At 68.1% G+C, this 12838-nt stretch carries 11 protein-coding genes; 8 read left to right on the forward strand and 3 right to left on the reverse strand.

Annotated elements, in window-relative coordinates:
* Positions 1-500 (reverse strand): riboflavin biosynthesis intermediates N-glycosidase (gene ybiA, locus AC31A1_RS33595; RefSeq protein WP_489656934.1); only part of this gene is annotated, 500 nt, incomplete at its 3' end.
* 211 nt (positions 501-711) lie between these two features.
* Here ybiA and AC31A1_RS33600 point away from each other — a divergent pair.
* The 8 genes from AC31A1_RS33600 (at position 712) to AC31A1_RS33635 (ending at position 10368) form a co-directional block, all read left to right on the forward strand.
* On the forward strand, positions 712-2247 hold the full coding sequence (locus AC31A1_RS33600) for a gamma-aminobutyraldehyde dehydrogenase (RefSeq protein ID WP_489656935.1): 1536 nt from the start codon (positions 712-714) through the stop codon (positions 2245-2247).
* A 56-nt stretch (positions 2248-2303) separates the two neighbouring features.
* A complete protein-coding gene (locus tag AC31A1_RS33605) occupies positions 2304-3551 on the forward strand; it encodes an ABC transporter substrate-binding protein (RefSeq protein WP_489656936.1) in 1248 nt (415 codons plus the stop codon).
* Between the two features lie 5 nt (positions 3552-3556).
* Positions 3557-4711 carry an ABC transporter ATP-binding protein gene (locus tag AC31A1_RS33610; protein ID WP_489656937.1) on the forward strand — a complete coding sequence of 385 codons (1155 nt, stop codon included), beginning with the start codon at positions 3557-3559 and terminating at the stop codon, positions 4709-4711.
* On the forward strand, positions 4711-5640 hold the full coding sequence (locus AC31A1_RS33615) for an ABC transporter permease (RefSeq protein WP_489656938.1): 930 nt from the start codon (positions 4711-4713) through the stop codon (positions 5638-5640). Before AC31A1_RS33610 ends, AC31A1_RS33615 begins: the two co-directional genes overlap by 1 nt.
* Positions 5641-6441, forward strand: a complete 801-nt coding sequence (locus AC31A1_RS33620; protein WP_390156712.1) for an ABC transporter permease — start codon at positions 5641-5643, stop codon at positions 6439-6441.
* A gap of 29 nt (positions 6442-6470) precedes the next feature.
* A complete protein-coding gene (locus AC31A1_RS33625; RefSeq protein ID WP_489656939.1) occupies positions 6471-7898 on the forward strand; it encodes an NAD(P)/FAD-dependent oxidoreductase in 1428 nt (475 codons plus the stop codon).
* A gap of 129 nt (positions 7899-8027) precedes the next feature.
* Positions 8028-8483, forward strand: coding sequence for a hypothetical protein (locus tag AC31A1_RS33630; RefSeq protein WP_328678293.1), 456 nt, complete (start codon positions 8028-8030; stop codon positions 8481-8483).
* A 112-nt stretch (positions 8484-8595) separates the two neighbouring features.
* Positions 8596-10368: a chitinase gene (locus tag AC31A1_RS33635; protein ID WP_489656942.1), complete on the forward strand. Its 1773-nt coding sequence runs from the start codon at positions 8596-8598 to the stop codon at positions 10366-10368.
* Here the strand turns inward: AC31A1_RS33635 and AC31A1_RS33640 are convergent.
* Complete coding sequence (locus AC31A1_RS33640) at positions 10356-10931, reverse strand: phosphatase PAP2 family protein (RefSeq protein WP_489656940.1); 576 nt, start codon at positions 10929-10931, stop codon at positions 10356-10358. The two genes, AC31A1_RS33635 and AC31A1_RS33640, sit on opposite strands and share 13 nt — an antisense overlap.
* 478 nt (positions 10932-11409) lie before the next feature.
* Positions 11410-12744 carry a 4-aminobutyrate--2-oxoglutarate transaminase gene (gene gabT, locus AC31A1_RS33645; RefSeq protein WP_489656941.1) on the reverse strand — a complete coding sequence of 445 codons (1335 nt, stop codon included), beginning with the start codon at positions 12742-12744 and terminating at the stop codon, positions 11410-11412.
* Positions 12745-12838 lie beyond the last annotated feature (94 nt).

A 12838-nucleotide genomic window follows, 5' to 3' on the forward strand; every position in this document is an offset into this window, starting at 1 on the left:
TCCGAGGCCAGCCCGATCCCCCACACCCGGTCCACGGGACTCGCCTCCACCAGAACCCGATCCCCCGTGCCCAGCAGAAACGCCCGCATCTCCGTATCCCCCGCGAACTTGTGAACGCTCCCCTCGACGACGATCCCGAACCGCTCCCGCCCCCAGATCTCCTCGTCGAAGCCGCGCACCAGCCGCCCCGCCTTCTTGGCCTGGGACGGATGCCCCGCAGCCAGCACCCGCGCAAGGGCGTCCTCGTCCCCGCAGAGCCGCGCCTTCCCCGCCATCATCCAGTGCTCGGCGGTCGCATACGTCACCCCGTCCACGGTGAACGGCGACGGCCACCACTGGCTCAGACAGCTCGCGCTCACGCGGCCGTCCGGGCGGGGCCGGTGACCCCAGAAGTGCAGGTACTTGACCCTGGCCCCGGCCCGCACTTCCCTGATCAGGGCTTCCCGCGAGTCGATCTTCTCCGCGGCCCCCGCCGCGAGCTTCCCCGTGATCCTGTCCATGCACGCGAGTCTTGCAGGCACCACTGACACTCCGTCCCCCCTTTTCCACACGGACTCGACACCTGGTCGAAGGATTCCGTCGCGTAACCAAAAGGCAACAACGGAATCACTTGTTGGAGTCCCTTTGCTCTGTCAGGATCGGCATTCAAATCGAGCTGGAGCTACGCCACCCGCCAGCGGACGAAGCGGGGCGAAGGCGGAGGAGAGCGACATGCACAACCCGGGTAGCGTCACCCCGGAACGATTCCCCGCACAGGAGTACTTCGCGGACGGCGCGCAGTTCATCGCGGGCCGCCTGACCAAGGGCACCTCGGGTCACACTCACGCCGTCGTCGACCCCGCCACCGGCGAGGACGTCTACACGTACGAGCTGGCCGGTACGGACGACGTGGACGCCGCCGTGGCAGCCGCACGCGCCGCCTTCCCCGGCTGGTCGGGCGCCACCCCCGGCGAGCGCTCCGACGCGCTGCACCGCTTCGCCGCCGTACTCGCCGAGCGCGCGGACGACTTCGCCCGCGCCGAGTCCCTCCAGTGCGGCAAGCCCCTCAAGCTGACCCGCGAGTTCGACGTCCCCGGGACGATCGACAACACGTCCTTCTTCGCCGGTGCCGCACGGCATCTGCAGGGACAGTCCGCCGGTGAGTACTCCGGCGACCACACGTCGTACGTACGCCGTGAACCAATCGGTGTCGTCGGCTCCATCGCGCCCTGGAACTATCCCCTCCAGATGGCCGCCTGGAAGATCCTCCCCGCGATCGCCGCGGGCAACACGATCGTCCTGAAGCCCGCCGAGCTGACCCCGCTCACCTCCCTGATGTTCGCGCAGGCCGCCACCGAGGCCGGCATCCCGGACGGTGTCATCAACATCATCACCGGCACGGGAAAGGTCGCCGGTGAGCATCTCGTCGGTCACCCCGACGTGGCCATGACCTCCTTCACCGGGTCCACCGCCGTCGGCAAACGCGTCGCCGAGATCGCGACCGCCACCGTCAAGCGCATCCACCTGGAGCTGGGCGGCAAGGCGCCCTTCGTGGTCTTCGACGACGCCGACCTCGAAGCCGCCGTCAACGGAGCCGTCGCCGGTTCGCTCATCAACACCGGGCAGGACTGCACGGCCGCCACGCGCGCGTACGTGCAGCGGCCCCTCTACGACGCGTTCGTCCAGAAGACGGCCGCCCTCATGGCGAGTGTCCGGGTCGGCGATCCCTTCGCCCCGGGCACCGACCTCGGGCCGCTGATCTCGCACGTGCAGCGCGACCGCGTCGCCGCCTTCGTCGACCGGGCGCGTGGCTACGCGCGCGTGGTGACCGGCGGCGAGGCTCCTCAGGGAGATCTCAAGAACGGCGCGTACTATCGCCCCACCCTGGTCGCGGACGCCGCCCAGGACAGCGAGATCGTGCAGTCCGAGCTGTTCGGACCGGTCCTGGTCGTCCTGCCCTTCGACACCGACGACGAAGGCATCGCGCTCGCCAACGACACCCCGTACGGCCTCGCGGCCTCCGCGTGGAGCCGGGACGTCTACCGGGCCAATCGCGCGACCCGCGAGATCAAGGCCGGGTGCGTGTGGATCAACGACCACATCCCGATCATCAGCGAGATGCCCCACGGCGGATACAAGGCGTCCGGCTTCGGCAAGGACATGTCCGCCTACTCGTTCGAGGAGTACACCCAGATCAAGCACGTCATGTTCGACAACACGGCGGTGGCCCGCAAGGACTGGCACCGCACGATCTTCGGGGACCGATAGCAGAACTGACGGCCGCCGAAGCCGCGGCCGTCTCCTCCCGAAAGGGCAGCACGCGCATGAAGCAGTACGAGCCCGACCGCCTGACCCCGGCCGAAGTGGCCGCCGTGCGGCGCAGCTTCCGCAAGAGCCGGTCCGCGCTGACCCGCCGTTCGGTGCTGCGCGCCTCCGCGGGCGGCGCGCTCGCGGTCGGCGGACTCGGCGCCCTGAGCGGCTGCGGGATCCCCGCGGCAGGCAAGACCCAGGGCGGCGTGTCCGCCGACGACCACTCGGCCACGGAGAAGGAGATCGACTTCTCCAACTGGCCCGAGTACATCGACACGGACGAGAGCGGAAACCACCGCCCGACGCTGGACGCGTTCACCAAGCGGACCGGCATCAAGGTCAAGTACACCGAGGACATCAACGACAACGACGAGTTCTTCGGCAAGATCCAGCCGCAGCTCGCCGCCGGCCAGTCCACCGGCCGCGACCTGATCGTCCTCACCGACTGGCTGGCCGCCCGCATGATCCGCCTCGGCTACGTCCAGAAGCTGGACGCGTCGAACCTGCCGCACGCCTACGCCAACCTGTCCGACCAGTTCCGCAGCCCCGACTGGGACCCGGGCCGGGCGTACTCGTACGTGTGGCAGGGCATCTCGACCGTCATCGCCTACAACAAGAAGGCGCTCGACGGCGTCGAGGTGAAGTCGATCTCCGACCTCCTCGACAACCCCAAGCTCAAGGGCCGCGTCGGCTTCCTGACCGAGATGCGCGACAGCGTCGGCATGACGATGCTCGACATGGGCAAGGACCCGGCGAAGTTCACCACCGACGACTACGACGCGGTCATCGCCCGCCTCCAGAAGGCCGTGGACAAGGGCCAGATCCGCCGCTTCACGGGCAACGACTACACGTCCGACCTCACCAAGGGCGACTTCGCCGCGTGCGTCGCCTGGGGCGGCGACATCGTGCAGCTCCAGTCGGACAACCCGGACGTCGGCTATGTGATCCCCGACGCCGGCTACATGACCTCGACCGACAACCTGCTGATCCCCAACAAGGCACGGCACAAGACGAACGCCGAGCGGCTCATCGACTACTACTACGAGCCCGAACCGGCCGCCGAACTCGCCGCCTACGTCAACTACGTGAGCCCGGTCGCGGACGTGAAGCCCTACCTCGCCAAGCTCGACAAGTCGGCGGCGAGCAACCCGCTGATCCTTCCCGACAAGGCCATGGCGGCCAAGTCCCACGCCTTCCGCTCCCTGAGCTCGAAGGAAGAGACGGCCTACCAGCAGAAGTTCGCAAAGCTCACAGGGGCGTGACGACGATGAACACCAAGGACAACAGCGGCGATGTCCGCCTCTCCGGTATCAGCAAGACCTACGACAACGGCTTCACCGCCGTCCAACCGCTCGAACTGACCGTCCCCCAGGGCTCCTTCTTCGCCCTGCTCGGCGCCTCGGGCTGCGGCAAGACCACCACCCTGCGCATGATCGCCGGCCTGGAGGAGCCTTCCTCCGGCACCGTCCACCTCGGCGACCAGGAAGTCACCCACCTCCCGCCCTACAAGCGGCCGGTGAACACGGTCTTCCAGTCGTACGCCCTCTTCCCGCACCTCGACATCTTCGAGAACGTCGCCTTCGGTCTGCGCCGGCGCGGCATCAAGTCGGTGAAGCAGCAGGTGGTCGACATGCTCGACCTGGTCCAGCTCGGCGAGCAGGCGCGCAAGAAGCCGCACCAGCTCTCCGGCGGCCAGCAGCAGCGAGTCGCCGTCGCCCGCGCGCTGATCAACCACCCCAAGGTGCTCCTCCTCGACGAGCCCCTCGGCGCCCTCGACCTCAAGCTGCGCCGCCAGATGCAGCTGGAGCTCAAGCGCATCCAGACCGAGGTCGGCATCACCTTCATCCACGTCACGCACGACCAGGAGGAGGCCATGACCATGGCCGACACGGTCGCCGTGATGAACGCGGGCCGCGTCGAGCAGCTCGGCTCGCCAAGCGACCTCTACGAGAACCCGAACACCACCTTCGTCGCCAACTTCCTCGGCACCTCCAACCTCATCGAGGCCGAGGTCGACTCCAAGAGCGGCGACGAGATCATCCTCAAGGCGGGCGGCGGCAAGCTCGTCCTGCCCGAGGCGCGATGTTCGGCGCCCACGACGACCGGCGGCAAGGTCCTGGTCGGCGTACGCCCGGAGAAGATCACCCTCACGCACGCCGACGACGCGGGCGAGATCCCGGCCGGCCGCAACCGCATCACCGGGAAGATCGCCGACTCCAGCTTCATCGGCGTCTCCACCCAGTACGTCATCGACAGCCCGGTCTGCCCCGAGTTCGAGGTCTACGCCCAGAACATCGACCGCGACCTCCGGCTGCGGCCCGGCGCCGACGTCGTCCTGCACTGGAACCCGGCCCACACCTTCGGCCTCGACGCCGCCCAGGACATCGACGCCGGTGTCGACATCGAGGAAGAGGCCGCCTGATGTCGACCCTCACCGAGGCGCCCCCGCCCCTGGCGCCCACCGCGCCCGAGAAGAAGCCCCCGCGGAAAAGGGGCCGCTTCACGCCGTACTGGCTGCTGCTGCCCGGCATTCTCTGGCTGATCGTCTTCTTCGCGCTGCCGATGATCTACCAGGGCTCCACGTCGATCCAGACGGGCTCCCTGGAAGACGGCTACAAGGTCACGTGGCATTTCGCGACCTACTGGGACGCGCTGTCCGAGTACTGGCCGCAGTTCCTGCGCTCGGTCCTCTACGCCGCCGCCGCGACCATCCTCTGTCTGCTGCTGGGCTACCCGCTCGCGTACCTCATCGCGTTCCGCGCGGGACGCTGGCGGAACCTGATCATGATCCTGGTGATCGCGCCGTTCTTCACCAGCTTCCTGATCCGCACCCTCGCCTGGAAGACGATCCTCGCGGACAGCGGCCCGGTCGTCAGCGTCCTCAACACCTTGCACGTCCTGGACGTCACCAACTGGCTCGGCTGGACCTCGGGCGACCGCGTCCTCGCCACACCACTCGCCGTGGTGTGCGGACTGACGTACAACTTCCTGCCGTTCATGGTGCTTCCGCTCTACACCTCGCTGGAGCGCATCGACGGACGGCTGCACGAGGCGGCCGGCGACCTGTACGCCAAGCCGTTCACCACCTTCCGCAAGGTGACCTTCCCGCTGTCGATGCCCGGCGTCGTCTCCGGCACCCTGCTGACCTTCATCCCGGCGGCCGGTGACTACGTCAACGCCGAACTCCTCGGCTCCACCGACACCCGCATGATCGGCAACGTCATCCAGACGCAGTTCCTGCGCATTCTGGATTACCCGACAGCGGCCGCTCTTTCCTTCATCCTCATGGCCGCCATCCTCGCCATGGTGACCATCTACATTCGCAAGTCCGGGACGGAGGATCTGGTTTAAATGGCCGTCGTACGCTGGTTCAAGCGTCATTTCGTCGTCATCGCGGGCCTGTTGACCCTCGGATATCTCCTCCTTCCGAACGTCATCGTCACGGTGTTCTCCTTCAACAAGCCGAAGGGGCGCTTCAATTACGAGTGGCAGCAGTTCTCGCTGGACGCCTGGAAGAAGCCGTGCGGTGTCGCCGACATGTGCGGCTCGCTCTCCATCAGCCTCCAGATCGCCGTCTGGGCCACCATCGGCGCCACACTGCTCGGCACGATGATCGCCTTCGCGCTGGTCCGCTACCGCTTCCGCGCACGCGGCGCGATCAACTCGCTGATCTTCCTGCCGATGGCGATGCCCGAGGTCGTCATGGCCGCCTCGCTGCTCACCCTGTTCCTCAACATGGGCGCCCAGCTGGGCTTCTACACCATCCTGATCGCCCACATCATGTTCTGCCTCAGCTTCGTCGTCACCGCCGTGAAGGCGCGCGTGATGTCGATGGACCCGCGCCTGGAACAGGCTGCCCAGGACCTCTACGCCGGCCCGGTGCAGACGTTCCTCCGTGTCACCCTGCCCATCGCGGCCCCCGGAATCGCGGCAGGCGCGCTGCTCTCGTTCGCGCTCTCCTTCGACGATTTCATCATCACCAATTTCAACGCGGGTTCGACCGTCACCTTCCCCATGTTCGTCTGGGGTTCGGCACAGCGCGGCACACCCGTTCAGATCAATGTCATCGGTACGACCATGTTCCTCGTCGCCGTATTGTTGGTGCTCGTCTCGATGGCCATCACCAACCGCCGCAACAAGGTGAAGGCGTAACCGCACTATCCCTGTAGGGAGTTGAAATCATGGCCCCGAGCGCCATGAGCCGTAGCAACAATTGGACCAAGTCTCTTTCCGAAGCACGGCCGGTGCCGTACTGGCTGGACGACCCCGGCAAGCCCCACCCCGAACCCGCACTCACCGGTGGCGAGACCTGCGATCTGCTGGTCGTCGGCGGCGGTTACAGCGGACTGTGGACCGCGCTCATCGCGAAAGAGCGCGACCCGCAGCGGGACGTGGTGCTGGTGGAGGGCCGCGAGGCGGGCTGGGCCGCCTCGGGCCGCAACGGCGGTTTCTGCGCCGCCTCACTCACCCACGGACTGTCCAACGGCCTCACCCGCTGGCCCGACGAGATCCACCAGCTGGAGGAGCTGGGCGCCCGCAACCTCGACGCTATCGAGAGCGCGGTCGCCCGCTACTCCCTGGACTGCGAGTTCGAGCGCACCGGCGAGATCGACGTCGCCACCGAACCGCACCAGGCCGAGGAACTCCACGACTGGTACGGCGAGTTGGAGAGCAAGGGCCTCGCCGACGGCACCGAGTTCCTGGACGCCGAGGCGGTCCGCGAGCAGGTCGCCTCCCCGACCTTCCTGGCCGGCCTGTACGACCGCACAGGCGTCGCGATGCTCAACCCGGCCAAGCTGGCCTGGGGGTTGAAGCGCGCCTGTCTCCAACTCGGCGTCCGCGTCTACGAACACACCCCCGCCCTCGCCCTCAAGCCCTACGGCGCCGGCATGGCCGTACGCACGCCGTACGGCTCGGTCCGCGCCCGCCGGGTCGCGCTCGGCACCAACGTCTTCCCGAACCTGATCAAGCGCGTCCGCTCGTACACCGTCCCGGTCTACGACTACGCCCTGATGACCGAACCGCTCTCCGCCGACCAGTTGGCGTCGATCGGCTGGAAGAACCGCCAGGGGCTGGGCGATTCGGCGAACCAGTTCCACTACTTCCGGCTCTCCGCCGACAACCGCATCCTGTGGGGCGGTTACGACGCGATCTATCCCTACGGCGGCCGGGTCCGCGCCGAGTACGACGACCGGCCGGAGACGTACGCCAAGCTCGCCGAGCACTTCTTCACCTGCTTCCCGCAGCTGGAGGGCCTCAACTTCAGCCATGCGTGGGGTGGCGCGATCGACACCTGCTCGCGTTTCTCGGCGTTCTTCGGCACCGCCCACCAGGGCAAGGTCGCGTACGCGGCGGGCTTCACCGGGCTCGGCGTCGGCGCGACCCGCTTCGGCGCGGACGTGATGCTGGACCTGCTCGCGGGGGAGCGGACCGAGCGCACGGAACTGGAGATGGTCCGCAAGAAGCCGCTGCCCTTCCCTCCCGAGCCCTTCGCGTGGACGGGCATCGCGCTCACCAAGTGGTCGCTGGCGCACGCCGATTCACACGGCGGCCGGCGCAACCTCTGGCTGAAGACGATGGACAAGCTGGGCCTCGGCTTCGACAGCTGAGCCTCCCCTGATCGGCGGGTGTGATCCGGTTCACTCCTTCGGGGTGCCGGAACCCGCGTAATGCCTGGCGGAGACCTCCCTCTCTCCTGTGACGCGACCAGCGTCGACATGAGAAAGGGAGGTCTCCTCATGACTGGGGCGAAGACGGCCGTCGAGTGGCTGGCATCCGTAGCTCCGGATCCGGAGGCCTGCCGCTGGGAATGGGAGCGCAACCCCCTCGGGGTCGCGCTGCTGCCCGCCGGCAAGGCCTGGGACGTACTCATCCTGCCGGGTGAGCTCGGCTATCCCACGCTCGATGTGCTCACCAGGGTCATCGATCAACTGGGCCCGGTACTCGTCGACTTCGGCGACGCACGGATGGGCTTCCTCGTACCGCCCGGCACCGCGAGCCGCTGGCTGGGCACGGGAATCCGTACGGCGGGACTCGGCACTTGGATCGTCGTGCCGTACCCCGGCCGGTCGACCGGCGGAGTGCGCTGGCTGGTACCGCCGGACGGCTCCGGCACCCTCACCGACCCCGCACTCCTCGAACTCGCCATGCACGAGGCGGCGGCGGGCCTGGCCACGGAAGGGGAGGGCGGGTAACTGATCGAGGTCTTGACAAGCTAATTGGTCTGGACCAAATTGGGCGCGCTCCACCCCTCCAATTCCCCCATGCCCGGAGGCACTTGTGGACCGCACCAGACCCGTCCTCACCATGCTCACGGCCCTGGCCCTGGCCGTGTCCGGATTCACCGCGCTCTCGTCGGCCGCCCGTGCGGCCGACGCGGACCTGGCGAAGAACGGAGGCTTCGAAGCGGGCCTCGACAGCTGGTCCTGTACCGCGAGCAGCGGTACGACGGTCAAGTCGCCCGTGCACGGCGGCAGTTCGGCGTTGCAGGCGACCCCGGCCGGCAACGACTACGCCCAGTGCGCGCAGACGGTGACCGTGCAGCCCAACTCCCAGTACGCGCTCGCCGGTTACGTCCGCGGCAGCTACGTCTACCTCGGCGCGAGCGGCACCGGCACCACCGACGTCTCCACCTGGACCCAATCGGCCCCCGACTGGCAGCAGTTGACGACCAGCTTCCGCACCGGCCCGTCCACCACCAAGGTCACGATCTACACCCACGGCTGGTACGCCACCGGCGCCTACTACGCCGACGACCTCTCCCTCACCGGCCCGGCAGGCGACGTGGGCCAGCCGCCAACTACCCCGACGGGCCTCGCCGCAGGCGCCGTGACGTCCTCCTCCGTCGCCCTCTCCTGGTCCGCCGTCACCGGCGCGACGAGCTACGCGATCTACCGCGACGGGGTCAAGGTCCAGACGGCGAGCGGCACTTCGGCCACCGTGAGCGGGCTGTCGGCCGCGACGGCGTACAGCTTCCAGGTCACCGCGGTGAACGACGCGGGCGAGTCCGCGAAGTCGACGGCGGTCACCGCGACGACGTCCACCGGCTCGGGCACCGGCACCGGACTGCCCACCCACGCCCTGGTCGGCTACCTCCACGCGAGCTTCGCCAACGGCTCCGGCTACACGCGCCTGGCCGACGTACCCGACAGCTGGGACGTCATCGACCTGGCCTTCGGTGAGCCGACCTCCGCCACTTCGGGCGACATCCGCTTCAACCGCTGCCCGGTCAGCGAATGCGCGAACGTCGAGAGCGACGCCGACTTCAAGGCGGCCGTCAAGGCCAAACAGGCGGCGGGGAAGAAGGTGCTGATCTCCATAGGCGGTGCCAACGGCCAGGTCCAACTGACCACGACAGCGGCCCGCGACACCTTCGTCTCCTCGGTCTCGAACATCATCGACACCTACGGCCTCGACGGTCTCGACATCGACTTCGAGGGCCACTCGCTGTCGCTGGACGCGAGCGACACGAACTTCAAGAGCCCCACAACTCCCGTGGTGGTCAACCTGATCGCGGCCCTGAAGACCCTGAAGGCCAAGTACGGCTCGAAGTTCGTGCTGAGCATGGCGCCCGAGACGTTCTTCGTGCAGATGGGCTACCAGTTCTACGGCACCGGCAAGTTCGGCGGCCAGGACCCCAGGTGCGGGGCGTATCTCCCCGTCATCTACGCCCTGCGCGACGACCTCACCCTGCTCCACGTCCAGGACTACAACTCGGGCCCGATCATGGGCCTCGACAACCAGTACCACACCATGGGCGGCGCCGATTTCCACATCGCGATGACCGACATGCTGCTCACGGGCTTCCCGGTCGCGGGTGACACCACCAACATGTTCCCGGCCCTGCGCCCCGACCAGATCGCCATCGGCATGCCGGCGTCGGTCAACGCGGGCAACGGCCATGTCGCCCCGGCCGAGGTCACCAAGACCCTGGACTGCCTGACGAAGAAGGTGAGTTGCGGCTCGTACGCGACCCACGGCACCTGGCCGACCCTGCGCGGGCTGATGACCTGGTCGATCAACTGGGACCGGTACTCGAACTGGGAGTTCCAGAAGACGTTCGACGGCTACTTCGGCTGAGGGCCGCTTCGAAAGCGGTCGAGGAAGAGCCGCAGCGAGGCGAGCAGCACCGTACCGAGGCACCAACTGGCCACGACGTCCAGTGGCCAGTGGTAGCCCCGGCGGACCAGCCCGAAGCTGACGCCGGCGACCAACAGGGCGCAGGCGATGACCAGTTCGCGGCGTGCGTACACCGTCCGGAGCCAAGGGAGGAGAACCAAGGCCGAGGTGCCGTAGGCGATCATCGCGGTGGCCGTGTGGCCTGAGGGGTAGTAGCCGGTGCCGGGCGGGACCGCCGGGGTGCCGCCGCGGGCGATCAGTTCCTTGAGGGGGACGACGATCGCCGGGACCAGGGCCATCAGCACGGCCGCCGCGAGGGGCGGCAGCCACCAGCGGTGTGTACCAGTGGCACGGCCGCGCCGGCCGACGTAGACGAGGGCTGCGAGGAGGACCGGGACCGCGACCTGCATGTTGCCGAGGTCGGCGAGGAGTTCGGAGGCCCGGTCCGGGTGGACGAGTGCGCGGCTGAGGCGGGTGTCCAGGCGGAGGAGGGGGCCGTCGGCCGCTACCTGCCAGGTGATCACCGCGAAGAGCAGCGCGGGAAGGGCGAGAAACAGCCAGAAAAAGGAGGTCGGCCGGCCCGGAACAGGGGGGGTAGTTCCGGGCCGGCCGTCCGGATCGGGTCGTCGGCCGCCCCGGGGGGTTTGGGGCGGGCGACTGTCCGATCGGTGAGGAGATTCGGAGCCAGAGGCTCCTGTTGTGTGCGCGAGGGCACGACCAGGTCGAAGCTGGGGAGGCCCCGGCCTGAAGTCGCCCACAGTCCCCTGTGGGCGGGGTGTATCTCTCATCTGGGTAGAACCTACGGCAGTGGCTGCGGGTACGACAGGCGGAATCGCGTCCCGTCATGCACCCCGCACACCTTCTTCACACGGCCTGACGCCCGCCGCCCCCGCCTGTGAATCGCTGTGGACGGAACGGGTGGGGCGGTTGAGGCGCATGAGGCTCAACTCCTCTGCGGGAGCTGGGAGTTGCGTGTGACCGGGACGCACGGGCGGGGATGGCTCAGATACGCGCGAACGCCTGCTCGATGATGTCGAGCCCCTCGCTCAGCAGATCCTCCCCGATGACCAGCGGAGGCAGGAAGCGCAACACGTTGCCGTAGGTGCCACAGGTCAGGACCAGCAGCCCCTCCTGGTGGCACGCCTTGGCGAGCGCGGCCGTCGCCTCCGGGTTCGGCTCCTTGGTCGTACGGTCCTTGACGAGCTCGATGGCGATCATCGCGCCGCGCCCGCGCACGTCGCCGATGATGTCGAACTTCTCCGCCATGGCACCGAGCCGGACCTTCATGACCGACTCGATGTTCTTGGCCTTGGCGTTGAGGTCCAGCTCCTTCATGGTCTCGATCGCGCCGAGCGCACCGGCACAGGCGACGGGGTTGCCGCCGTAGGTCCCCCCGAGGCCCCCGGCGTGCGCCGCGTCCATGATCTCGGCGCGCCCGGTGACCGCGGCGAGCGGCAGCCCGCCCGCGATCCCCTTCGCGGTGGTGATCAGATCCGGGACGACACCCTCGTCCTCACACGCGAACCACTGCCCCGTACGGCAGAACCCGGACTGGATCTCGTCGGCGACGAAGACGATCCCGTTGGCCTTGGCGAACTCGCTGAGCGCCGGCAGGAAGCCCTTCGCCGGCTCGATGAAGCCGCCCTCGCCGAGGACCGGCTCGATGATGATCGCGGCGACGTTGTCGGCCCCGATCTGCTTGTTGATCATGTCGATGGCCTGCGCGGAGGCCTCGGCACCGGCGTTGTCCGGACCGGTCGGCCAGCGGTAGCCGTAGGCGACCGGCACGCGGTACACCTCGGGCGCGAACGGCCCGAAGCCGTTCTTGTACGGCATGTTCTTCGAGGTCAGCGCCATGGTGAGGTTCGTCCGGCCGTGGTACCCGTGGTCGAACACGACGACGGCCTGTCGCTTGGTGTACGCCCGCGCGATCTTGACCGCGTTCTCGACGGCCTCGGCGCCCGAGTTGAACAGCGCGGACTTCTTCGCGTGGTCACCCGGGGTCAGCTCGGCCAGCGCCTCCGCGACCTCCACGTACCCCTCGTACGGCGTGACCATGAAACAGGTGTGGGTGAAGTCGGCGAGCTGCGCGCTCGCCCGGCGTACGACGGCCTCGGCGGAGGCGCCGACGCTCGTCACGGCGATACCGGAACCGAAGTCGATGAACCGGTTCCCGTCGACGTCCTCGACGATCCCGCCGCCCGCGCGCGCGGTGAACACGGGCAGCACGGAGCCCACACCGGCCGCGACCGCGGCGGTACGGCGGGCCTGCAGCTCCTGCGACTTCGGGCCGGGGATGGCGGTGAGAACGCGGCGCTCCTGCGGAAGTGCGGTCATGAGGGGCTCCTGGGGTGGTGCGGACGCTTTTCTTCTTTCTTCCTTTCTCGCAGGCTAGGGCGGGTGACCGGGGGTGGGCATGCTCCATGTGGGC

This window comes from Streptomyces sp. P5F9, from assembly GCF_057961495.1.